This window comes from Gordonia amicalis, from assembly GCF_022059885.1.
Taxonomy (GTDB): Bacteria; Actinomycetota; Actinomycetes; order Mycobacteriales; family Mycobacteriaceae; genus Gordonia; species Gordonia amicalis.
The window spans coordinates 1582661-1605834 of sequence record NZ_CP091855.1 but is presented as its reverse complement, the minus strand read 5'-3'; the positions used below and the strand labels follow the sequence as shown (position 1 = coordinate 1605834).

General features: G+C 67.1%; 19 protein-coding genes, 1 tRNA gene and 1 pseudogene. 4 read left to right on the top strand and 17 right to left on the bottom strand.

The window, feature by feature from the left end; genetic code table 11:
• The first annotated feature begins 45 nt into the window (after window positions 1-45).
• Window positions 46-2415 (top strand): transketolase-like TK C-terminal-containing protein, encoded by a 2370-nt coding sequence (locus tag IHQ52_RS07380; protein ID WP_096273170.1) that lies wholly within the window; start codon window positions 46-48, stop codon window positions 2413-2415.
• 7 nt (window positions 2416-2422) lie between these two features.
• Here the strand turns inward: IHQ52_RS07380 and IHQ52_RS07375 are convergent, their stop codons facing one another.
• The 10 genes from IHQ52_RS07375 to IHQ52_RS07330 form a co-directional block, all read right to left on the bottom strand.
• A complete protein-coding gene (locus tag IHQ52_RS07375; RefSeq protein WP_006437554.1) occupies window positions 2423-3586 on the bottom strand; it encodes a zinc-binding dehydrogenase in 1164 nt (387 codons plus the stop codon).
• A 32-nt stretch (window positions 3587-3618) separates the two neighbouring features.
• Complete coding sequence (locus tag IHQ52_RS07370) at window positions 3619-4806, bottom strand: lysophospholipid acyltransferase family protein (protein WP_024500051.1); 1188 nt, start codon at window positions 4804-4806, stop codon at window positions 3619-3621.
• 333 nt (window positions 4807-5139) lie between these two features.
• Complete coding sequence (locus IHQ52_RS07365; protein ID WP_006437552.1) at window positions 5140-6192, bottom strand: NAD-dependent epimerase/dehydratase family protein; 1053 nt, start codon at window positions 6190-6192, stop codon at window positions 5140-5142.
• Window positions 6193-6429: 237 nt separating this feature from the next.
• Window positions 6430-6531: a 30S ribosomal protein bS22 gene (locus IHQ52_RS07360; RefSeq protein WP_003402602.1), complete on the bottom strand. Its 102-nt coding sequence runs from the start codon at window positions 6529-6531 to the stop codon at window positions 6430-6432.
• Between the two features lie 315 nt (window positions 6532-6846).
• Window positions 6847-7080: a helix-turn-helix domain-containing protein gene (locus IHQ52_RS07355; RefSeq protein WP_006437551.1), complete on the bottom strand. Its 234-nt coding sequence runs from the start codon at window positions 7078-7080 to the stop codon at window positions 6847-6849.
• Window positions 7081-7268: 188 nt separating this feature from the next.
• Window positions 7269-8129 (bottom strand): pyrroline-5-carboxylate reductase, encoded by an 861-nt coding sequence (proC, locus tag IHQ52_RS07350; protein ID WP_006437550.1) that lies wholly within the window; start codon window positions 8127-8129, stop codon window positions 7269-7271.
• Window positions 8130-8135: 6 nt separating this feature from the next.
• A complete protein-coding gene (locus tag IHQ52_RS07345) occupies window positions 8136-9005 on the bottom strand; it encodes a thioesterase family protein (protein WP_096273168.1) in 870 nt (289 codons plus the stop codon).
• Between the two features lie 64 nt (window positions 9006-9069).
• On the bottom strand, window positions 9070-9978 hold the full coding sequence (locus IHQ52_RS07340) for a sugar phosphate isomerase/epimerase family protein (protein WP_006437548.1): 909 nt from the start codon (window positions 9976-9978) through the stop codon (window positions 9070-9072).
• A complete protein-coding gene (locus tag IHQ52_RS07335) occupies window positions 9975-11822 on the bottom strand; it encodes a GtrA domain-containing protein (RefSeq protein ID WP_096273166.1) in 1848 nt (615 codons plus the stop codon). Before IHQ52_RS07335 ends, IHQ52_RS07340 begins: the two co-directional genes overlap by 4 nt.
• A 132-nt stretch (window positions 11823-11954) precedes the next feature.
• Window positions 11955-12932 carry a Ppx/GppA family phosphatase gene (locus tag IHQ52_RS07330; RefSeq protein WP_006437546.1) on the bottom strand — a complete coding sequence of 326 codons (978 nt, stop codon included), beginning with the start codon at window positions 12930-12932 and terminating at the stop codon, window positions 11955-11957.
• A 55-nt stretch (window positions 12933-12987) separates the two neighbouring features.
• Between IHQ52_RS07330 and IHQ52_RS07325 the strand changes: the two genes are divergently transcribed.
• Window positions 12988-13848, top strand: a complete 861-nt coding sequence (locus tag IHQ52_RS07325) for a DUF3109 family protein (RefSeq protein WP_024500053.1) — start codon at window positions 12988-12990, stop codon at window positions 13846-13848.
• 33 nt (window positions 13849-13881) lie between these two features.
• Here IHQ52_RS07325 and IHQ52_RS07320 read toward each other — a convergent pair whose 3' ends face one another.
• From IHQ52_RS07320 to IHQ52_RS07305, 4 genes are all read right to left on the bottom strand, one after another.
• Window positions 13882-14568, bottom strand: a complete 687-nt coding sequence (locus IHQ52_RS07320; RefSeq protein ID WP_006437544.1) for a response regulator transcription factor — start codon at window positions 14566-14568, stop codon at window positions 13882-13884.
• Window positions 14569-14632: 64 nt separating this feature from the next.
• On the bottom strand, window positions 14633-15988 hold the full coding sequence (locus IHQ52_RS07315; RefSeq protein WP_006437543.1) for a sensor histidine kinase: 1356 nt from the start codon (window positions 15986-15988) through the stop codon (window positions 14633-14635).
• Window positions 15989-16128: 140 nt separating this feature from the next.
• Window positions 16129-16449, bottom strand: a complete 321-nt coding sequence (locus IHQ52_RS07310; protein WP_006437542.1) for a GNAT family N-acetyltransferase — start codon at window positions 16447-16449, stop codon at window positions 16129-16131.
• A gap of 100 nt (window positions 16450-16549) precedes the next feature.
• Complete coding sequence (locus IHQ52_RS07305) at window positions 16550-17296, bottom strand: phosphoglyceromutase (RefSeq protein WP_006437541.1); 747 nt, start codon at window positions 17294-17296, stop codon at window positions 16550-16552.
• A gap of 168 nt (window positions 17297-17464) precedes the next feature.
• Here IHQ52_RS07305 and IHQ52_RS07300 point away from each other — a divergent pair, with 168 nt between their 5' ends.
• A complete protein-coding gene (locus IHQ52_RS07300; protein WP_006437540.1) occupies window positions 17465-18910 on the top strand; it encodes an APC family permease in 1446 nt (481 codons plus the stop codon).
• A gap of 86 nt (window positions 18911-18996) precedes the next feature.
• Here the strand turns inward: IHQ52_RS07300 and IHQ52_RS07295 are convergent.
• Together IHQ52_RS07295 and IHQ52_RS07290 are read right to left on the bottom strand one after the other, a co-directional pair.
• Window positions 18997-19070 (bottom strand) — tRNA-Met (locus tag IHQ52_RS07295).
• Between the two features lie 69 nt (window positions 19071-19139).
• Window positions 19140-20747, bottom strand: coding sequence for a 4-coumarate--CoA ligase family protein (locus IHQ52_RS07290; protein WP_024500054.1), 1608 nt, complete (start codon window positions 20745-20747; stop codon window positions 19140-19142).
• A gap of 413 nt (window positions 20748-21160) precedes the next feature.
• Here IHQ52_RS07290 and IHQ52_RS07285 point away from each other — a divergent pair.
• Window positions 21161-22400: pseudogene (locus IHQ52_RS07285) on the top strand (HNH endonuclease).
• Window positions 22401-22557: 157 nt separating this feature from the next.
• Here the strand turns inward: IHQ52_RS07285 and IHQ52_RS07280 are convergent.
• The gene (locus tag IHQ52_RS07280; RefSeq protein WP_006435646.1) at window positions 22558-23166 is read right to left on the bottom strand and encodes a type III secretion system chaperone family protein; all 609 of its coding nucleotides are present in this window, start codon (window positions 23164-23166) and stop codon (window positions 22558-22560) included.
• Between the last annotated feature and the right edge of the window lie 8 nt (window positions 23167-23174).

Here is a 23174-nt window from a genome sequence, read left to right as displayed (position 1 = left end):
CCGGTGACCGCACCCGGAGAGACCCCCACCCCGGAGAGGACCCCCATGACCGACGAGACCCTCACCGATCTCCGAAGCAGCGCAGTCGAGACCGGGACACCCGACACGCTCCGCACGCTCGAGCAGCGCGTGTTGTGGCTCGCGACGTCGATGATCCACCACGCCAACCGGGTTCGGCCGAATCCGTCTGGACTCAAGGTCGGTGGACACCAGGCGTCGTGTGCCTCGATGGTGTCGATCATGACCTCGCTGTGGTTCTCCCAGTTGCGGCCGGGCGACCGGGTCTCGGTGAAACCGCATGCGTCACCGGTCCTGCACGGCATCAACTATCTGCTCGGTGGGCTCGACGAGTCGTACCTGACGACGCTGCGGGAGTTCGGTGGACTGCAGTCGTATCCGAGCCGCACCAAAGATCCCGATGCAGTGGACTATTCGACCGGATCGGTGGGAATCGGTGCGACCGCACCGATCTGGGGCGCAGTGGCCCGCCGCTATCTCGACACGACGATCGGTGGCCCCGATGCGGTTGCCGCCGACCGCCGTTCACCCACCGTGCTCGCCCGGCAGTACTCGCTCGTCGGTGATGCCGAACTCGACGAGGGCGCGGTCTGGGAGGCGATCCTCGACCCCTCGGTGGCCGAGCTCGGTGAGATCGTCTGGATCGTCGACCTCAACCGCCAGTCGCTGGACCGGGTGGTCCCCAACATCGCCGCCGGGCGCCTCGAGGCCATGTTCGCCGCCGCCGGATGGCAGGTGATCATGGTGAAATTCGGCCGGCTGCTGGAGGAACTGTTCGACCGCCCGGGTGGGACGGCGCTGCGCGCGCGCATCCTCGACATGCCGAATCCGGAGTATCAGCGGCTGTTGCGATGCGACGCCGACGAGGTCCGTGTACGTCTGCCCGGATCGGGTCCCGACGCGAATGCCGTCGCGACGCTGATCGCCGACGTCGACGACGAGACGCTCCTGAAGGCGATCCGCAATCTCGGCGGACACGACCTCGATGCCCTGATGGGCGCCTACGCGCAGATCGTCGACACCCGTCCGACGGTCATCCTCGCCTACACCATCAAGGGCAACGGCCTGCCGATCGAAGGCCACCCGCAGAACCATTCCTCACTGCTCACCGTCGATCAGTACGACGAGCTGGCGGCATCACTGGGGCTCGACCCGGCACACCCGTGGGGCCGGTTCGACGAGGGCACCGACGAGGCCCTGCTGTGCGCACAGGTGGCCGAGCGACTCCGGCGCCGGCCCGTTCCGCTCACCACACCGCCCGCCGTTCCGGTCGACACCGGAAAGACACCGTCGGGAACGTCGACGACGCAAGCGGCACTGGGCCGTACGCTGTTGGCCCTGTCCCGCGAGGCTCCCGAGGCGTCGGCCCGGGTGGTCACGGTGAGCCCCGACGTCAGTTCGACGACCAACCTGGCCGGCTGGTTGAACAAGGTCGGGGTGTGGTCGCCGGACGAGCGGCGCGACTGGTTCGCCGACGACGCGGAGACGATCATGCACTGGCGGGAACGCCCGACCGGCCAGCACATGGAACTCGGTATCGCCGAGACGAATCTGGCGGGCCTGATCGGCGAGCTCGGCGCCACCTGGAGTCGTTGGGGCGAACCGCTGTTCCCGATCGGCGTGCTCTACGACCCGTTCGTGGAACGCACCCTCGAGCCCTGGTCGTACGGGATCTACGCCGGCGGGCAGTCGATCCTGGTGGGCACGCCGTCCGGCGTCACCCTGGCCGCGGAAGGCGGAGCGCACCAATCGATCACGACGCCATCGATCGGCCTGGAGCAACCCGGCTGCGTCAGCTACGAACCCGCCTTCGCGGTCGACGTCGAATGGACGCTGTTGTCGTGCATCGGAAAGCTCGGACGTCCGGACGGGACCTCGTCTTATCTGCGCCTGTCCACCCGCCCGGTCGATCAGCGACTCGCCGCGGTCCCCACCGACGCGGCGGCCCGCGAACGTCGTCGACGCCAGGTGGTCGCCGGCGGATACCTGTTGCGCCGGAGCGAATCCCCACAGGTCACACTGGTCGGGATGGGGGCGGTGATCACCGAGACCCTCGCCGCCGCCGACCGACTGGGTGCACAGGGTGTGGCCGCCGACGTCGTGTGCGTGACGAGTCCCGGACTGATCTTCGAGGCACTGCAGGCCCGCCGCGGACTCGCCGACGGACCGTCGTGGATTCTCGACCAGGTGTTCCCGGCCGGCCGCGCGGCACCGATGGTCACCGTCCTCGACGGGCACCCGCACACGCTGGCCTTCCTGACGGGTGTCAACAACGTGCCCGGCGCGGCGCTCGGCGTCAGGCGATTCGGTCAGGTCGGCTCGCTCGAGGACGTGTACCGCCTCCACGGCATCGACACCGACTCGATCGTCCGCGCCGCGCTCGACCTCACCCTCTGAAACCTCGTCAGAGCGAGTCGATCTCACTCATCGGGTCGATCAGCACCTTCGCATGGTGAGCGGCCGCGCCGAGCGCGTCGAACGCCGGCGCCACCCCCTCGAGCCCGACGGTCGCGGTGATCATCGGCCCGACGTCGACCTTGCCCTCGGCGATCATCTGCAGGGTCTCGTGGAATTCGGCCGGATCGTAGACGAACACGAACCGCAGCTCGATCTCCTTGTTGAGCGCCATCGCCGGGCGGAACGTGTCCGGTTCCATGCACACACCGACCACGACGACACGTGAGCGGAACGGGGCATTCGACACGACGTGCTCGATCATGCCCGGAGTGCCCACGCATTCGAAGATCACCGGCCCCTTCGGCGTCGCGCCGAGCCGATCGGCGATTCGGAACAGGGAGTCCCACGGCGCCAACGGGATTCGACGCAGAGTGTGCATCGCATCGAAGGCGGTGCCCAGCAGGTCCTGCGCCGCGGTGACGTATTTGCCCTCGCGCGCACACCGGTCGAACGGTGACTCCACGGCCGGATCGATGACGATGTCGGCGCCGACGCGCCCGGCCAGGGCCCGGCGCCCCGCGGACAGATCGCTCGCGATCACGGTGCGCACGCCCGACGCCTTGAGCATCGCGACGACCGCGAGCCCGATGGGTCCGCAGCCGATCACCACGGCCACGTCGCGCCGGCCGACCTCGCCGCGGCGGACCGCGTGATGGGCGACGGCCAGGGGTTCGGTGAGGGCCGCGAGTTCGACCGACAGGCCGTGGGGAATCTCAAAAGTCATGTCCTCGGACACCAGCACGAACTGCGCGTAGGCGCCCGAAGCCGACGCCGTCAGCCCGGTCAGATGCGCCTCGTCGCCGTGCCGGATCATCGGCACCGACACCACCGGCGTCCCCGGCGCCCACCGCTTGCGGCATCCGGGCCCGTAGGACACCACCTCGCCGGCGAATTCGTGGCCCAACACCACCGACTGGTCCGAACGCATGAACGCGCCATAGCCGACCTCGTCGGACACGTCCGCGGTCGCGTCGCAGTGCACGCGGGCATGGAGGTCAGACCCGCAGATCCCCGCCCGCAGGACCCGCAGGAGCACCTGTCCGGTCTCCGGAACGGGCATGGGGACGTCTTGGACGGTCAGCTCACCGGCTCGACACACGACTGCACGCATGCCTCATGAGTATCAGCCGCACGGGGATCCCGTCAGCCGAAGTAGACACTCCCCCGCCGGCTCAGCATCCGGAACAGGGTCTGCTGGATCTCCTCGCGGACATGGTCGGTGAGGTCGAAGACCACCATCGGGTCGTCGGCCGACGATTCGTCGTAGGAACCGGTCTCGATCGGGCGGCCGAAGTGGATGTGCCACTTCGACGGCAACGGCACCATGCCCAGCGGGCCCAGCAACGGGAACAGCGGCGTGATCGGGAAGTACGGAAGGCCGAGCACCTTGGCGAGCGGCTTGAGGTCGGCGAGCATCGGATAGATCTCCTCCGAGCCCACGATCGACACCGGGATGATCGGCGCCGCGTTGCGCAGTGCGGTGGTCACGAAGCCGCCCCGGCCGAACCGCTGCAGCTTGTAGCGGTCCTTGTAGAGTTTGCCGATGCCCTTGAACCCCTCCGGCCAGACGGCGGTGAGCTCCCCGGCACGCAGCAACCGGTCGGCGTCGCTGTTGCAGGCGAGCGTCGCACCGATCCGGCGCGCGACCTCACTGATGCCCGGCGAGTCGAAGGCCATGTCGGCGGCGAGGACACGCAGGTACCGATGGTCGGGATGGTTGTCGCGGACGGCGAGCGAGGTGATGATCGCGTCGACCGGGATGGTGCCGGCGTGGTTGGCGACGAGGAGCGCACCGCCCTCGAGGGGCAGGTTCTCGATTCCGGTCACTTCGACGCGGAACCACTTCTCATAGACCTGCCGAACTGCCGGAAACCACACCGATTCGGTGAAATGGGGATCGAATCCGAACTCGTCGACCTCGTACTCGCCTGTCATCCGCTCGCGGATGAAGCCGGCGGTGGAGGTCAAGGTGTCGGCGACGGCGTTCCGAATGCCACCGAGACTGAACAGCGGGCTCGACTTCGACGGCCCTCGGTGTTCGACACCGAGCGCCTCGTCCGACAGGGCGATCTCGCTGCTGATCGGGGTCACCCGCGCGGGCGGACGTCCGAATCCATCGGTGTTGGGATGACCGAGGCCCGTCGAATCTCCCTGCGTGACACCGTGTTTCACACGCCGCTCGGGCGTCTGCTGGCTCGGATGTCGGCGACGGCCGGAATCACGTGCACCGCGGCGATCCGCGGTGGCGTCTGGTCCCGACGATGACGCATAGAGCTGTATGACTTTCGCGGTACGTGCATCTGTCGCTCCGCTACCTGCCAAGGCGCTCACCCCTTGTTCCTGTTCCTAGGATCGTCCGTGTGTCGGCGAACCCCCGCTCGACGGTTTGAACCGGGGCTGCCTGAACTACTGGCAATCGTTCCGTCACAGGCCATTCCTTCGGATCTACAGACGCAGCGCCGCGTTGTCGATGACATGAAACGGGACCTGGGAACGGCCACGATCTTCCCCGCGTGATCGCCGGCATGTTCCCGAAGTCCTCACCCTCGCCCGCGGTGGAGTGGCTGCCCCTGCGCGCAGTGTGGGTCTGATGACCCAGTCTAGAGGTAGCAGTGACGTTGCGCACCTTGACCGGAACTCGTCGTACAAATCTCGTCTCGCATTTCACTGGAGTTGATGTGCGGCAGACACGACTCGCTGATCGAACGCACGCCACGCGTCGGACCCGATCACCGGTGTCACGCCGCTGCGTTCGACGAAGTCATCGAGGGTTTCCATGGTCGTGTACCGCGGCACGAAACCCAGTTCGGTGCGCATCCTGGTGGTGTCCAGCACCCGGCCATAGGTCAGGAATTCGGTCTGCGACGAACGCAGCTTCGCCGAACGCGGATCCTGGAAGACGCCGGAGATCGGCGCGAGGAGACCGCTCGGGACCGGTAGTTCGATGTGCCCGAGCCGACGGATCGCCTGCGTCAGCGTCACCACGCCCTCGCCCGCGAGATTGAACGTGCCCGGCTTGCCCGCCAGGGTGACATGCTCCATCGCCGCGAGCGCATCCTCCTCGTGCAGGAACTGCAGACGCGGCTGGTAGCCGAGGACCGTCGGCACCACCGGCGCCGACAGATACGAACCCATACGCGTGGTGATCCGCGGACCCAACATCGCCTGCGGACGCACGATCGTGATGTCGATGTCCTGGCGCCGGCGCCCGAGACCGCGCACGTAGCCCTCCACGTCCAGGAGGTCGCGGCCATAGCCGCGCTTGGGCTCGCGGCGCGCGCGGGTCTCCTCCGAGAAGTGCGACGGGTCGTGTGCACTGGCCCCGTAGACCATCGCCGTGGACCGCAGCACGAGACGCTTCACCGACGGCGTCCGCTGACAGGCGGCGCAGACCTGCATCGCGCCGAGAACGTTGAATTCCTTGATCGCCGCCGAGTGCGGCGCGGTGTCGGCGATCGACGTGGCGGCGTGCACCACCGTGTCGACCCCATACGACGCCAGGGCCTTCGCGATCGTGGGACGCCGGATGTCCAGGCGCAGGAACTCCGCCCGCCCCATCCGGCGCAGCAGGTCCTTGCGCGGCACCCGGGAGTCGACGGCCAGCACACGTTCGATCTGTGGGTTGGCTGCGAGCCGCGCGACCAGATACCCGCCCAGGAAAGTCGACGCTCCCGTGACCAGGACGACCCGAGGTAGCACTGCGGAGGATTCGGCCATGGCGTCGAGGCTAACGGCATCAACCCGTTTCAGCCCGCCGAGGGGCGGAGATCGGCGTCATCGGTGACGAACGACCCCGAAACCACATCATTCGTGTGACAAAAGACCCCAGCGGCAACAGCCCCGGACACCACAAGGACCCGCCGAGGCGGGTCTGCAACAGCAAAAGGACCCGCCGAGGCGGGTCTGCAACAGCAAAAGGACCCGCCGAGGCGGGTCCTGGTGCCATGCGAGTGCTTATTTGCCGAGTTTGCGGCGCTGCACCCGGGTTCGACGCAGCAGCTTGCGGTGCTTCTTCTTCGACATGCGCTTGCGGCGCTTCTTGATCACTGAACCCATCGGGGCGCTTCCTCACGATTGACACTGATGAACTTGACCGACCCTGGCCTGCACTCGATCGGCTTCGTCAGTGATCGTCGACTGGCGTCGACGACCCGGGTCGAGGAGCTCACCGGTACATCCAGGTACGCGACCACTGAGCCTACCGGGCCGTGTGTCGGATCAGGAAATCGCGGTGTCCGAAATGACGGCGCGAAACCGGCTGCCGGCACAGGCGAACAGCCGCTCCAGACACAACACTCCCGGGGCGGCGACGGGGCCACCCTCGGGAGTGCTGTGTGAAACTGCTGATCGGCGCGTCAGCCGAGACCGAACCTATCCGGCGTCGAAGTACGACGTCTCCAGGTAGTCGTGCACCGCTTTCGCGTGCACACGGAACGAGCGTCCGACCCGAACCGCAGGCAGTTCGCCGTTGTGGACGAGACGGTAGACGGTCATCTTCGAAACGCGCATCAGCGACGCAACCTCGGCGACGGTGAGGAACTGCGACCCAGAGGTCGCGTTGCTCACCGAGGCCGTCCTGTCACCAGGAGTGTCTGCAGGTGCCATTGATCACTCATACCTCCGGTGCACGCGTCGCGGCCGCAGGCTTCCCCTCCTGCGGACATCAGACACGCACGTGCTTAAAGCAGCTTAGCGTGGCAGATGTGAAAAAAGCGACGTGAGGGGCCGTGATTCCTGAGATTTCTGTGACTCGACCCCAACATGCTGGGGTTTAGCTGCCTGTCGACCACTACTCATGGGGTGTCGGAAACCGCGTGTCCCGACGCCAAACCCTCGACTTCCACTCGACGTCCGCCTCGTGCGCTGGCGGCCGCGCACGCGCGAGTCGCCTGGTAGACGGCGTGCCGTAGACCGTTCGCCTCGAACTCGCGGATCGCCTCGGCGGTGGTCCCGCCCGGAGAGGTCACCGCGGCCCGCAGGTCGACGGGTGACATACCCGAATCGCTGAGCAGGACCCCCGCACCGCGGATGGTCTGGATGGCCATCTCGGACGCCTGGGCGCGGGTGAGTCCGAGCCCGACACCGGCGTCGATCATCGCCTCGGCGAGCAGGAAGACGTAGGCGGGTCCGGACCCGGACACGGCGGTGACCGCGTCCATCTGCTTCTCCGGTACCACGGCCACCCGCCCCACGGTCTTGAGGAGTCTGACGACCGCCTGGAGTTGCTCCTCGCCGACGTAGCGGCCGGCAGCGACCGCGGACATGGCCTCGTTGACCAGCATCGGGGTGTTGGGCATGACACGGATGACCGGCGAACCGGCCTGTAGGGCGCTTTCGTAGCGCTCCAGCGGGATGCCGGCCACCAGGGTCACGGTGACGCGTTCGCTCTCGGCGTTGTCCTCCGCCGAGGCGAGGATGTGGAGCACCGAGTCGACGTCGTCCGGCTTGATGGCCAGGAAGACGTAGTGCGCGGATTCGGCGGCCGTCTTCACGTCGGTGACCAGGACCCCGTACTCGTCGGCGATCTCGGACGCCCGGGATTCGAGTTTCTCCGCGACGACGAGATCCTTCGTCGGGGTTCCGGCGCCGATCAGGCCGGCCAGGAGCGCCTCCCCGATCTTGCCTCCACCGATGATGGCGATGCGTTCGGTCACGAATGTCTACCTTCCTGCGGGAATGAGTGCCAATTGGCGGGACTGGGCGACAACCGTCCCGGTCGAGTCCACCACGAGATGATCCTCCTCGAACATTCCGGGCCCGACCTCGGTACTCGTCGCGGCGAAGCGCAGCCACCCGGGCGCCGGATGCCGTCGGACATAGGTGGTCAGCTGCACGGTCGGCGCCCAACCGAACAACGCGAGATTCATGACCACCGGCGGCGAGATGTCGCAGACGAGGACCGAGAAGTATTCGTCGGGATCGACGTCCTTCGGACGGATCCACCCGCGCACGAGCGGCTCACCGGTCTCACCGCGGACGATCGGGAACGTCTCCGGGTCGAGGACCAGGTCGATCGCCGCGCCGAGGTGGTTGACCTCGGCGATCGGCGAACCGTCGAGGGGGATGCCGGTCGACGGCGGTTCGACTGGCGTGCCGTCGAGCACGTTCGGACCGGAGTGGTGCGGGGTCCCGGAGTCGGGACGCGCCATCGTCACCGACGAGGAGACGACCGTACGACCCTGCTGGACCGCGTCGACGTGCAGGACCGTCACGGTCCGGCCGCGTTTGCGCACGGTGATCGCGAAATCGATGTCCGCGGCGTCCGGGGCGGTCAGGTAGTCACTGGCGATGGCGACCGGGATCATCGCGGCGGACGCATCCGCGACTTTCGGGTCGTCGGACGGGGTGAGGGCGGTGAGTGCGGTGAGTGCGGTGCGCGCCGCCTTCGCCACGACCATCTGCAGGGTGCCGCCGTGCACCTTGGGTCCGATGGTGAAGGTCTCGTCGATGTGCGCACGCAGCGTGATGGCGTCGGGACCACCGCGGTCCACCTCGGTCAGGATCTGCACCTCGGTGATCTTGCTGGTCATGGTCCCCGCTTTCGTCGTGCCGACCCCGACGCCGGCGAAGACCGCAACGCGACGATCTCCGGCGTCAGTTGTTGCGCCGGCCGGCGCTCTCGGGGTGCAGCTCCCGTTTGAGATGCTGCCGCGCAAAATCTAGCGAACGGGCCAGGAGTGCACCGCGCTCGGGCTTGGTCCGGGCGCTGCCGGTGCTGACCTCCAGCACCACGGCACCGGCGAAGTCGCTCGCCGCGATCCGGCGGCACACCTCGGCACACGGTTGTCCACCGTCGCCGGGGATGAGGTGTTCGTCGGTCGCCGCACCGTGCCCGTCGGCGAGATGGAGGTGGTTGAGGTTGCGTCCCATGCGATCGAGGAGATCGAGGGCGTCCACCCCGGCCGTCGCGGTGTGCGAGAGGTCGAGGGTGTAGTTCGCGTATCCGTCGTCGGTGGGATCGATCGACTTGCCGAATGCGGACGCGGCGAGACCGGGCCCACCGCCCCGCTTCTGGAGTCGTCGCACGGATGGTTCACGTGATCCGAAGAAACGGTCGGCACGCATCGGGAACATGTTCTCCACGGCTATCGCGACCCCGCTGTCGTCCTCGAGCTCGCCGACGAGGTCGTCGAAGGCCGACACATAGCCGCGCTGCCAGCGGAACGGTGGGTGCACCACCACGGTCGGGGCACCCAGATCCTCGGCCGCCTGCACCGATCGGGCCAGTTTCACCACCGGGTCCCGGCCCCAGACGCGCTGTGAGATCAGCAGGCACGGGGCATGGATCGACAACACCGGGACCTGGTAGTGGTCCGACAGATATCCGACGCGGCGAATGTCCTGGCTGACCGGGTCGCCCCAGACCATCAGCTCGACCCCGTCGTAACCGAGATCCGCCGCGTAGGCGAAGGCCGCCTCGGTGTTCTGCGGGTAGACCGAGGCGGTGGACAGACCGATGGGTATCTCTGGTCTGGGGAGAAGGGGTGGCTCGGACGACGTCACGTTGCCAGCAACACAAGTGGACCGATGGTCACCAACAGCCCGACGCCCAATGCGAGCAGCGTCGTCGCCAGGTCCTTGGTGCGCCGCACGACGTGCGAGAGCGTGACGATCCCGAAGATCACCAGCACCGCGAGGACCAGCGCGAAGTACGGGTTCCAGCGCCACAGCTCGGTGAATCCCCAGAACAGACCGATGCCGACCAGCAGACCCACGACTGCCTGACCGAGGATCAGGAGCCAGGCGAGGGCCGGTGACCGCTCCTCCCCAGCCTCCGGTTCGCCGACCTCGCTGCCGGCGACCGCGGGCTTCTCGACCTTGCCCTGCTCGGAGTCCGCGGCGCCCGCCGAGATGGCGGCGGTCTCCTCCGACGACCCGTCGGCGACGACGTCGGGGGTCTCGTCGAGATCAGTGGTCTCCTCCACGCGTGCGGTCTCGTGCTTGGACAGGACCACCGCCTCGGAGCCCTCGGCCGGTTCGGGGGTCGTCTCGTCCTGCTGGTTGTCCTCTTCGTCCACGACCGGCGCCGACCACGCCTCGGTGTCGTACCACTGGGCCGACGCCTGCCAGGCCTCTGTTTCCTCGGGTCGGGTCTCCTCCGGCCGGGTCTCGTCCCGCGCGGTGTCCTCGCGCGTGGAGTCGTCTTCCGGGGGCGCGATGGGCTCGATGATCTCGGTCGGGTTGTCGTCGTCACGGCGTGCCCGTGCCGCGGCGGCTCGCGCACGGCCACCCGGAACGGACCGCGTGCCGGTGTCCTCGGCCGCCGACGTGCCGGCCTGGGTCCCGGAACCGACGGCCCCCTTCCGGCCGAAGAGCTTGCGTGCGAGCCCGCCGAGCGCCTTGGCGCCTTTGAGCCTGCTCGTACCGGTCGGCTGTGCACCGGGGCCGGCGTCGCCTTCCACGTCGGCGAAGTTGCGGTAGGCGTCGAAGTCCATGACGTCGGAGAACCCGCTGTCACCGCGCTCACGCGGTCCGGAACCGGAGTCGACCTCGGTCAGGTCGTGGGTCACCACATCATCGGATTCGACGACGACGAGACCTTCGTCGGTGCCGCCATCGGCCCCGTCCACCATCGGGATGATCCCGGTGACCGCGTTCGCCGACTCCTCGTCGACGGGCTCCGAATCGCGCGGCGGACTCATGCGGCGGGCCACGGCGTCCGAGCTGAAGTCACGGGTGGCCGGCGGCGTCGCGCCGAAGCCGGGCATCCCGCTGGCGGTGCGACCTCCCGGCGCGAACGGCCGGTCCGGGCGCGGCCGATCGGCGACCGGGCGGTCGTCGGCGGCGCGACGCGCAACGGGATTCCCCGACCGTGGGAACGGACCGCCCGGGGTCTCGGTCCCCGACCGGCCCGTGGGGCTCCATCCGCGGGTCGCGGGCCCGGATGCGGTCTTGTCGGCGGAGGTCCCGGTGTCCTTCGGCTCCGAGGCCTTCGCCTCGGTCGGCTTCGCCTCGGACGCGTCGGGCGCGGCGGATTCGGGCGCAGCCGGGGTCGCGGTCTCGGTGGCCTCGGCCTCGGTGGTCTCGGTGGCCTCGGCCTCGGTGGTGGTCGCCTCGGTGGGCTCGGCCTCCGGGGCCTCGACCGTCGGAGCCTCGGCCTCCCGGGCCTCCGCGGACGCACCCTTGTCTGCGGGCGCGATCTTCTCGTCGGCCTGCGGTGCGGACGCGTCGTTGATCTTCGGGATCTCTCCGGTCAGTTCGGAAACCGAGACCGAGCCGTCGCGACCCGCACGCCGCCGTCCCCGACCGTCACGCCGGGTCGGCGTCGTACCGCCGGCCGCCTGCGACCGGGCGAGTAGTTCCGATACCGAAATGGGTCGAGATTCGGGTTCCGAATCCTTCGACATGAAGTGGCTCTCCGTCCTCGAACGTCACCGGATGCCGGTCGAGCGCATCCGCTTGGGTAACTCTCGGCGCTCGTGGACCACACCGTCGACCTTCTCCCCCATCCCGCGCACCCGTGGGCATCGCAGACCGGATCAGCCGACGCCGCCACGGGCGCCAGTCGTCTGTGAGGGCTCGAACGAGTCGGCCGGTTCCGCGTCAAGTCGACGCAGGATGACGCCCTCCCGCAGAGCCCACGGACAGATTTCCAGTGTATCGACTTGGAAGGCCCGCATAGCCGCCTCCGCCACGAGCGCCCCCGCAACCAGCTGACCGGCACGATCGGCGCTGACGCCTTCGAGCTCGGCGCGGTCGGAGCGGGTCATCCGGGAGATGAAGGAGATCAGCTGACGAAGGCCACCTGTGGTCAGTTCGCGACGAACGCGGGGTCCCGCGCTCGACGGCGCGGCCCCGGTGAGTCGGGCGAGGCTGCGGAAGGTCTTCGAGGTGCCCACACAGAGGTCTGGTGAACCGGGCCCGAGGAGTTCCTTGGCCGGTCCACGCAACTCCGCGTCGAGCCAGTCCCTCAGGACACCGATCCGACGCCGGTCCGGTGGATCGTCCGGCAGCCACTCACGCGTCAGCCGGCCGGCGCCCAGGGGCAGCGACAGCGCGACATCGGGCTCCTCGTCGACGCCGTTGGACATCTCCAGGGACCCGCCGCCGATGTCGAGGGCGAGGATGCGTCCCGCGCTCCACCCGCGCCAGCGGCGGACGGCAAGTGAGGTGAGCCGCGCCTCGTCACGGCCGGACAGGACCGCGATGCGCACACCGGTGCACCTCTCGACCTCGTCGAGCAGATCGTCGGAGTTGGTGGCGTCCCGGACGGCCGACGTCGCGAAGGCCATCATCTGCTCGCATCCGGAGGTGGCCGCGATGTGGGTGAACTCCTCAACCGAGTCGATCAGCTTCGCCACGGCCTTGTCACTCATCCGGCCGTCGTCGTCGATCTGTTCGGCCAGCCGTAGAACCGCCTTGGTCGAACTCATGGGGGTCGGGTGACCGCCCCGATGGGCGTCGACCACCAGGAGGTGGACAGTGTTGCTACCCACATCCAGAACTCCTAAGCGCACGCGTCAACGGTAGTGCAGGCGTCGTGGCGGCACGATCCCGGCTACCGTTGTGGTCGTGACCGCCATCTCGCCGTCCGCGCCACGAATCACCCCCGCCCCGGAGGTCGAACTCGACTTTCCGCGCGAATGGTACGAATTCGTCGATCCGGCCGATCCCGAACACCACATCAGAGCCGACCTGACCTGGCTGCTGTCGCACTGGACGTGCGTCTTCGGCACCCCGGCCTGCCAGGGCATCCTGCCCGGACGCGAGACCGACGGCTGCTGTAGCCACGGCGCCTACCTGTCCGACTCCGACGACCGCAAACGTCTCGCCCACGGCGTCTCGATGCTCACCCCCGAGGACTGGCAGTTCCACAACAAGGGTTCCGGCAAGAACCCACTCGGCCCCAAGGGCTACCTCGAGGAGGGTGACCTCGATGACGAGCCCGCGCTGAAGACGCGACTTCACAAGGGCGCGTGCATCTTCCTGAACCGTCCGGGCTTCGCCGGCGGCGTGGGTTGTGCACTGCACTCGATGGCCTTGCGCAAGGGCCTCGAGCCGCTCACCGTCAAGCCCGACGTGTGCTGGCAGCTGCCGGTGCGCCGTGAGCAGGACTGGGTGGAACGTCCCGACGGCACCCAGGTGTTGCAGACCACGATCACCGAGTTCGACCGCCGTGGCTGGGGCGAGGGCGGGCACGATCTCAAGTGGTACTGCTCGGGATCGCCCGACGCACACGTCGGCGCGAAGCAGGTCTGGGAGTCCTATGCGCCCGAGCTGACCGAGCTCATCGGCGCCGCCGCCTACGAGGCCCTCGCGGCCGCATGCCGGCGCCGGAACGGGTTGGGGCTCATCGCCGTTCACCCGGCAACAACAGCCGCGACCGCGCGTCGCGAGACCGACGTCAAATACGAGCTGCAGCCGCCGGAGTGACACGGGTGCGCGGGGACACCCCGCGCACCCGGCTCAGGCCTCCAGTTTGTATCCGAGTCCGCGAACGGTGATGAGGTGTTTCGGGTTGGCCGGGTCCGGCTCGATCTTGGAGCGCAGGCGCTTCACGTGCACGTCCAGGGTCTTGGTGTCGCCGACGTAGTCGGCACCCCAGACGCGATCGATCAGCTGCCCGCGCGTCAGCACACGGCCGGCATTGCGCAGAAGGTATTCGAGGAGATCGAATTCCTTGAGCGGCATGGTGATCGATTCACCGTTGACCGCGACGGTATGACGCTCGACGTCCATCCGGACCGGGCCCGCCTCGAGGACACCGAGATCGAGGTCCTCCTCGGCGGTGTCGCCCCCGCGTCGCAGGACCGCCCGGATGCGGGCGATGAGTTCCCGTGCCGAGTACGGCTTGGTCACGTAGTCGTCGGCACCGAGTTCCAGGCCGACGACCTTGTCGATCTCGGTGTCGCGGGCTGTCACCATGATCACCGGCACATTCGACCGGGCCCGTAGGGCCTTGCAGATCTCTGTCCCCGACATCCCGGGCAGCATCAGGTCGAGGAGCACGATGTCGGGGCTCACGCGGTCGAAGGTCGGCAGCGCCTGCGCACCGTCGTTGACGATGCTGGCCTCGAACCCTTCCTTGCGCAGTAGGAACGCCAGCGGATCAGCCAGCGATTCCTCGTCCTCGACGATCAGCACGTGGGTCAACTCTCAGATTCCTTCGTTGTCGTCACCGCAGGGGTGGCCGATCGGATCGGCAGATGGTGGGGACTCACCTGGACCCCCCATCCTCGGTGGACCAGTCCATGTCGGAGAGGTCCTCGGGGATGCACAGCGTGAAGGTGGAGCCCGTACCGGGTTCGCTCCACAGGTTGATCGTGCCGCCGTGATTGGCGGCCACGTGTTTGACGATGGCCAGGCCCAGTCCGGTACCACCGGTCATCCGCGACCTCGCCTGGTCGACGCGGAAGAACCGTTCGAAGACACGCTGCTGGTCGGCGCGCGCGATGCCGATGCCCCGGTCGGTCACGGCGATCGCCACCATGGGCCGGCCGTCGATCTTGATGATGCGGCGGCTGATCGAGACGACGGTGTCCGGAGGCGAATAGGCGATGGCGTTGGTGATCAGGTTGTTGAGAGCGGTCAGCAGCAGGAGCCGGTCGCCGCGGATCGTCGCGCCGATCGGGTCGTCGGACCGCAGTTCGATCGCCGCCGCCTCCGCCGTCAGCGTCGCCGCCGAGAGGGCGTCGTCGATCAGTTCGTCGACACCGACCGGGGTGAACTCGGGGGTGTCGCCCTCCTGCAGGCGGGACAGGGCCAGCAGCTCGCTCACCAGCCTGCCCATGCGTTTGGTCTCCCCGACCACCCGTTGCCCGAAGTGCCGGACCGACTCGACGTCGTCGGCTGATTCCAGGAGGGCCTCGGCCAGCAATCCGATGGCTCCGACCGGCGTCTTGAGTTCGTGCGACACGTTCGCCACGAAGTCGCGCCGGGTGGCCTCCAGACGCTTGTGTTCGGTGTCGTCGAGGCCGTAGACCACGGCGTAGCGCTCGTCGTCCTGTGCCACCACCTTGGCGAGGCACCGCACGTGTTCGACGATGGGTCGCGGGGTGCGGCCGGTGGAGACGAAGCCGAGGGTCGAGGTGGGCGGGTTGAACTCGAAGTGGTGATCGACGTGGGAGTCGAGGACGTCCTTGACCGCATCCCAGACGGGGTCGGCGAGCAGCATCTCGCGGACGATGCCCAGTTCGACGGCCCGCTGGTTGAACATCACGACATCCCGGAACTCGTCGACCACCGCGACGGCGGTCGACGAATGGCGGACCACCATGCTCAACAGGCCGGCCTTGGTCATGCGGCCGTCGGCGGTCGTCGACGCGACGTCGGAATCGCGGATCTCGGCGGATGCCGACACGGCCCGCGGCACCAGCGCGCGGTCGGTGGCCGGAACCGGCAGGGCAGCGTCTGGAGAGCACTGGAATTCCGCGGGTGCACGTCCCCGGCTGGACGATGAGCGGAGCGCGAGGCGTCGGGACCGCCGGGGTGCGTCGAGTCGACGGCCCAGCATGACTCCGAGGATGAGCGCGAGTACGAACGCGATCGTCGCGGCTGAGATTGCGGCGGCCACCCGCTCAGCTTACGGCCGAACCAACTCCGGTCGCACATAGGTCGCAGCTGTTCGGCAGCTGTTCACGCGCCGTTGGCCGAAGAGGTGGCGGTCGGCGCGGATGACCGTCGACGGGTGATGACCCCGCCGCCGGCGCGAGGTCACTGCGGGACCGGGACCGCCATGTCCGCGAACTCCGGGTGGCGCTCGATGAAACGCTGAACGTACGAACACACCGGGACCACCTGCTTGCCGCTCGCCCGGATGTCCTCGAGGACGAACCGAACGAGTTGTCCCGCATAGCCATGCCCGCTGTACTGCTCACGGATCACGGTGTGGGTCAGCACGACCTGGTAGTACTCGGAGACATAGTCGAGATAGCCGACGACCTCGTCCTCGCCGAAGGAATCAGAGACGAGAACCGCCTCATACCTTTCCTGAGCGGGGGAATGATCGATCCGCAGGGTGCCCACATCCGCCATAGCGTCTAATGTAGCGCGGGTCACACCAAAGAAGCTATGGCGATTATGTTACACGCTCCTCGCACGGCCTCCCGGACGGCGGGCGCGCCGCCGTGAAGGCCTACTTCTGACCCTGGGCCGCGACGGCAGCCGCGCCGGCGGCAGCCGCCTCGGGGTCCAGGTAGGTGCCACCCGGATTCAGCGGCTTGAGGTTCTCGTCGAGGTCGTAGCGCAGCGGGTTGCCGGTCGGGATGTTCAGGCCCGCGATGTCCTCGTCGGAGATGTCGTCGAGGTACTTCACGAGCGCCCGCAGCGAGTTGCCGTGTGCGGCGATGAGCACGGTCTTGCCCGCCCGGAGATCGGCGGCGATCGTCTCGGTGAAGTACGGGATCATGCGCGCCACGACGTCCTTGAGGCACTCGGTCAGCGGCACCTGGTCGAGGTCGGCGTACCGCGGATCGCCGACCTGGCTGTACTTCGCGTCGGGCTCGATGGCCGGCGGCGGGGTGTCGTAGCTGCGACGCCACAGCATGAACTGCTCCTGGCCGTACTTCTCCAGGGTGTCGGCCTTGTTCAGGCCCTGGAGCGCACCGTAGTGACGCTCGTTGAGACGCCAGTCGCGGACCACCGGAATCCAGTGGCGGTCGGCGCGGTCGAGGGCGATCTGCGCCGTCGAGATCGCGCGTCGCAGAACCGAGGTGTACAGGACGTCGGGCAGGAGGTCATGCTCGACGAGCAGTTCGCCGGCCCGCTCGGCCTCGGCCTTTCCCTTGTCCGTGAGCGCCACGTCCACCCATCCGGTGAACTGGTTGGACGCATTCCATTCGCTCTCGCCGTGACGCATCAGGATCAGGGTGCCGTTGCTCATGGGCGATAGTTTCGCACAGACGCGCTGGGCCCACTTCCCACCGCCCCCGACCCCGCCCTCTCCCGTCGCCCCGACCCCTCCCACCCCCGGATCGGCCCGTCCGACGAATCGGCGGTGACCGGCGCAATTCGCTCGGCGGCCCTGGTATCCGAGGGCTAGCGTGATCCCATGACTGCCAGCACAAATGCCGGGGAGACCGGCAAGAATGCCGAACAGCAGCCCGAACTCAAACGCGTACTCGGTCCGAAGCTGCTGCTCCTGTTCATCATCGGCGACATCCTGGGCACCGGCATCTACGCGCTGACCGGACAGGTGGCCGGCGAGGTCGGGGGCGCGGCGTGGCTACCTTTCCTCATCGCCTTCACCGTCGCGACGCTCACCGCGTTCTCGTATCTCGAGCTCGTGACGAAGTATCCGGAGGCCGCAGGCGCAGCGCTGTACGTGCACAAGGCCTTCGGTATCCACTTCGTCACCTTCATCGTCCTGTTCACGGTGATGTGCTCGGGCATCACATCGGCGACGACGGCGTCTCGTGCCTTCGCGGTCAACATGCTGACCGCGTTCAGCGGCGACACCCCCGACGCCACGAATCCGGCCCTGTACGCGGTGGCCATCGGCTTCCTGCTGCTCGTCATGTTCATCAACTTCCGCGGCGTCGCCGAGGGCGTCGGCACCAACGTGGTGCTGACGCTGGTGGAGCTCTCCGGTCTGCTGCTCGTGCTGTTCATCGGGTACTGGTTCATCGTCGGCGGCAACGCCGAACACTGGGATGCGGTGGTGGCCTTCGAGAGTCCCGATGACAAGACCGCCTTCGTCGCCGTCACCGCGGCGACCTCGCTGGCCTTCTTCGCGCTCGTCGGTTTCGAGGATTCGGTCAACATGGCCGAGGAGTGCAAGGAGCCGACCCGTATCTTCCCGAAGGTGATGCTGAGCGGCCTCGGCATCACCGCACTCGTCTACGTCCTCATCGCGATCTGCGCGGTGGCGATCGTGCCGGTGGGCGTGCTGGCCGAGAGCGAGACGCCGCTCGTCGACGTCGTGCAGGCAGCGGCACCGGACTTCCCGATGTCGGACCTGCTGCCGTGGATCTCGATGTTCGCCGTCGCCAACACCGCACTGATCAACATGATGATGGCCAGCCGGTTGCTCTACGGCATGGCCAAACGAGGCGTGCTGCCCAAGGTCCTGTCGTACGTGCACCCGGGTCGCCGGACGCCGTTCGCGGCCGTCCTCTTCACCACGGTCATCGCCCTGCTACTACTCACCTATGTGAGCTCCGATCCGAATAGTTCGGTCGTGGGACTGCTCGGTGGCACCACCGCGCTGCTGTTGCTGGCGGTGTTCACCGTGGTCAACGTATCGGTCCTCGTCCTGCGGCGGGACAAGGTGGAGCACAAGCACTTCCGGACCTCCACACCCGTCGCGGTGGTCGGCGCGATCACGTGCGGCTACCTCACCCTGCCGTTCACCGGCCGTGACCCCGAACAGTATGTGATCGCCGGCTGGCTCCTGTTGCTCGGCGTGGTCCTGTGGGCGCTGACGTACTGGTGGCACAAGCGGTCCGGCGGCCATGCCGTCAGCTACGACGAGGTTCCGCCGCATCAGATGAAATGACCGTCCTCGCGGCCAACGCGGACCGGGCCGAATACACCGACCCCCACCCGGTGATGTGATCACCCGGGTGGGGGTCGGTGTTCTCGTAGCGGGGACAGGATTTGAACCTGCGACCTCTGGGTTATGAGCCCAGCGAGCTACCGAGCTGCTCCACCCCGCGTTGCAGTGAGCAACACTATCGGCGGGACGGCAGCAGACCTAATCGGTCGCCCGAGCGAGGCCTGGGCCTCTACTTGCGCAGGTCTTTGCGCAGGATCTTGCCCGACGACGACTTCGGGATCGCCTCGATGAACTCCACCGCACGAACCTTCTTGTGCGGAGCCACCTTCGACGCCACGAACCCCATCACCTCATCAGCGGTGAGCTGCGCATCCGGCTGCCGCACCACGAACGCCTTGGGGATCTCCTCCCCCGACTCCGCATCGATCACCCCGATCACCGCAACATCGGCGACCCCCTCATGGGTCAACAACAACGCCTCCAACTCCGCCGGCGGCACCTGATAACCCTTGTACTTGATGAGCTCCTTGAGCCGATCGACGATGTAGACACACCCCGTCGGATCGACCTGCGCCAGATCACCGGTGTGCAAAAACCCCTCGGCATCGATCGTGTCCGCGGTGGCCTGCTCGTTGTTGAGGTAACCGAGCATCACATTCGGGCCCTTCACCCACAGCTCGCCGGGTTCCGAGAGCCCTTCCTGCGGCAGCGGGAGGTCCTCGCCGGTGGCCGGATCGACGATCTTGTTCACCGTGTTCGGCACCGGCCAGCCGGTCGACGACAACGGCGGATCCTCACGCCCCAGCGTCGCCTGGGTGTCGAACGGGATGGTGTGGGACACCGGGGAGAGCTCGCTCATCCCGTAGCCCTGCAACATGTGCAGATCCAGACGCTTCGCCACCGCCTGACCGAGCTCGTCATCCAACGGGGCCGCCCCCGACATCATCGTGTGCAGCGAGGACAGATCGTAGTTGTCGACGATCGGGTGCTTGGCCAGCGCCACCGCCACCGGCGGCGCGATGTAGGCCATCGTCACCTTGTGGTTCTGGATGTTCTCCAGGAACTCGACGAGGTCGAAACGCGGCATGATGACCAGCGATCCGCGGGCGGCCAGAGCCGCGTTGAGCAACACCGTCATGCCGTAGATGTGGAAGAACGGCAACACCGCGATCACCACGTCGTCGGCGGTCATGCCCTGCAGCGGACGCAGCTGGGCGACGTTGGCCACGAGGTTGCGGTGAGACAGTGCAACGCCCTTGGGATTTCCGGTCGTCCCCGAGCTGTACGGCAGCACCGCGACATGGGTCTTCGGGTCGAAGGAGACATCCGGGGCGGGGAGATTCGCACCCAGCAGATCCACCGCGTTCGGGTGACCCGAGGCCTCCTGCCCCTCACCGTCGAGGACGATCAGGTTCTCCGCGGGCAGCCCGACCTCGTCGGCGGCCGCCTTGGCCTGTTCGAACATCGGCGATATCGTGACCAGCATCTTCGCACCCGAATCCCGCAACTGCTTGGCGATCTCGGGCGCGGTGAACAGTGCGTTGATCGTCGTCGCCGTCGCGCCGGCCCGCAGGATGCCGTGGAACACCGTCGCGAACGCCGGAATATTCGGCGACAGGATGCCCACCACGTCCCCGACCCCGATTCCGCGCGACGCGAGGGCCCCGGCGGCGGCCTCGATCTGCCCGACGAGCTGACCGTAGGTGGTCGTCGTACCCGACTTCGGGTCCACCAGGGCAATCCGTTCGCGGTCCTCGTCGGCGATCGACCCGAACAGGTAGTCGAAGACACTCACATCGGGGATCTCGACGTCGGGGAAAGGACTCGTGAAGCTCATGGCACCTCCAGTGGTGGGTGGGTTTCGCCTGCGCATCGTATCAACACTCGTTAATACGATGTGACCTGGACCTCTTTCATCGCCCAGTCTTCCCGAATCACCTCCGCGGCGTCGAGTATTTCGGGACGAGTCGCGCGGCCGAGAGTTCCGGACGGCACCATGAGAACCACCCGGCCACCACAGCCTCCACAGTCAGGCCGGTGCCGATCTCTCGACATTGCCGCCTGCCCCCGCCATCACGGCGCCAACTTCGCCCGGAATTCCGCGACTCGTGCACCTCGTGCGACTGGTGTTCACCAGTGGCGCGAGCATCCTTCACGAATGCGAAACACCCTGACACAAGCATGGTTTCGCCAACCAATCGGTTGTGGAGAAGCCTGGCCATCGAACGCATGTTCGAGTACATTGGAGTCATGGCGGAGCTCACCACACTTCTCGACCAGCTCATCGAGATCACCCCACCCACCGACGACCCCACCGGCCGAACAACTCTCGAACAACTCGACACCTGGCGGTTGATACGCAACGTCGCCGACCACCAGATCGCAACGCATGCAGAAAAACTCGATGATCTACGCGTTGCAGAAAGGCTGGTTCCACCACCAAGAAGCTGCTGATCGAGATGGGATTCGCCCCCGCAGTATCAACACGCACCACCCGCATCGCCGACGCGATGGACACATTGGGCAAGGTCGAGGCCTGCGCGGCCGACGGACGTCTCTCCGCCGAGGTCGTCGACGCCATGGTGCGCGGAATGTCGACCATCAAGAAACGCTCCCCCACACAGCTCTCCGACGGCGACCACGCCATCTACGAGACCGAGCTCCTCACCCAGGCCCTGTCCGGCGCCACACCCACCGAAATACAGAAACACGCCCAGACCATCGGCAACACCATCGCTGACGATCAGGGCGGCATCCCAGCCAGCGACGACCGCACCCTCGACACCCTCTCCCACCACACGACCGATGACAGTCGAGTCGAAATCCATGCCAACGTGACGCAACTCGTGGGCGAGAAGTTCATCGCGATGATCGACGAACGCAGCTCCCCCAGCCCGAACCCGACGGGTCGCCCGATCGACGCTCGGCCGCCCAGATCCGCGCGGACGCACTGGAGGTGCTGTTAGATCAAGCTGCCGCAGGTGCGGCGATGGACACCATCGGCACCCCCAGAACCCAAGTGGCGTTGACCATCCCCGCCGACGGCGGCAACCCAGCATTCCTACCCTGGACCGGACCGGTCACCCACGCCATCGCCAAACAACTGTCCTGCGACGGGACCCTCACCGAGATCATCATCGACGGCGAGACCGTGCCACTGCAGATGGGCCGCGAACGACGACTCTTCCCAGCCCACCTACGCAAAGCGATCATCATCCGCGACCAGACCTGCATCAAATGCGGTGCGCCGCCATCCCATACACAGGTCCATCACATCCAGCACTGGACCGCCGACGGTGACACCGACCTCGACAACGGCTGCCTGCTCTGTCAACGCTGCCACACCCAAGTCCACCACAACGGCTGGGACATCCTCCTCGGCTACGACCGCCACCCCTGGCTCATCCCACCCGCCGACATCGACCCTCAGCGCCGACCGCTACCCGCCTACAACCGCCGCATCATGCGCCTAGACGACATCGCCGCCTGACAAAACAGACTCACGCGCAGCGGGTTTCGATACGGCTCGTCGCAAGCTCCTCACCTACTCAACCAGCAGAGGCACCCGGCCACCAGCCGGGACCGCATCCGTTCCTTGACAACTCCACAGTGGAAATCCGGTTACCCGAGGTGGCCAGGAGGATTCCTCAGGCGCCGGAATCCTCCTGGTCGCTGGAGGTCTGAGCCCCCTCGACCACGGATTCGCCTGGGACATAACGCCCTTCGAGCGGAGCGCCGGCCTCGGGTAGCGCGTCCTTGTCGATGAGGTGCTCGAAAGCCAGGAGGTTGCGCAGGGATTCGCCACGCGAGACGCGCCACGCCCATTCGCGCTGGATCGAGGTGAGGAACCCGAGTTCGAGCAGGGTGTTGAAGTCACCGTCGGCCGCCTCGAGGACCTGCCCGAGGACGCGGTCGAGTTCATCCGAGCCGAGCGCGTCGGCCGAGATCCGGCCGACCAGGTAGATGTCCCCGGTGTTGTCGATGGTGTAGGCGACGCCGTACAGCCGACGGTTGCGCTTGAGGAGGTATCTGTAGACGCCGGTGTGGTTCTCGTCCGGCCGGCGACACACGAAGGCCTCGACCCTGACCCCGTGCTCACTGGCGGTGAGCAGCACCGTCGTCTTGAGTTTCTGCTCACCCGGCAGTTCCAGGATGACGTGGTCGACGTCGGCGCCACCGCCGCTCTTCCGCGAGTAGGCGATCTCGTTCTCGGTCAGTGTCTTTTCGAGCAGGTCGACGACCTCGGTGCGACTCACGACATCCT

What these genes read in the sequence shown, in the direction of transcription:
- IHQ52_RS07380 (WP_096273170.1), top strand. Translation starts at nt 46, where the DNA reads ATGACCGACGAGACCCTCACCGATCTCCGAAGCAGCGCAGTCGAGACC.
- IHQ52_RS07375 (WP_006437554.1), bottom strand. Translation starts at nt 3,586, where the DNA reads ATGCGTGCAGTCGTGTGTCGAGCCGGTGAGCTGACCGTCCAAGACGTC.
- IHQ52_RS07365 (WP_006437552.1), bottom strand. Translation starts at nt 6,192, where the DNA reads ATGGCCGAATCCTCCGCAGTGCTACCTCGGGTCGTCCTGGTCACGGGA.
- IHQ52_RS07360 (WP_003402602.1), bottom strand. Translation starts at nt 6,531, where the DNA reads ATGGGTTCAGTGATCAAGAAGCGCCGCAAGCGCATGTCGAAGAAGAAG.
- IHQ52_RS07355 (WP_006437551.1), bottom strand. Translation starts at nt 7,080, where the DNA reads ATGGCACCTGCAGACACTCCTGGTGACAGGACGGCCTCGGTGAGCAAC.
- IHQ52_RS07345 (WP_096273168.1), bottom strand. Translation starts at nt 9,005, where the DNA reads ATGACCAGCAAGATCACCGAGGTGCAGATCCTGACCGAGGTGGACCGC.
- IHQ52_RS07335 (WP_096273166.1), bottom strand. Translation starts at nt 11,822, where the DNA reads ATGTCGAAGGATTCGGAACCCGAATCTCGACCCATTTCGGTATCGGAA.
- IHQ52_RS07310 (WP_006437542.1), bottom strand. Translation starts at nt 16,449, where the DNA reads ATGGCGGATGTGGGCACCCTGCGGATCGATCATTCCCCCGCTCAGGAA.
- IHQ52_RS07305 (WP_006437541.1), bottom strand. Translation starts at nt 17,296, where the DNA reads ATGAGCAACGGCACCCTGATCCTGATGCGTCACGGCGAGAGCGAATGG.
- IHQ52_RS07300 (WP_006437540.1), top strand. Translation starts at nt 17,465, where the DNA reads ATGACTGCCAGCACAAATGCCGGGGAGACCGGCAAGAATGCCGAACAG.
- IHQ52_RS07290 (WP_024500054.1), bottom strand. Translation starts at nt 20,747, where the DNA reads ATGAGCTTCACGAGTCCTTTCCCCGACGTCGAGATCCCCGATGTGAGT.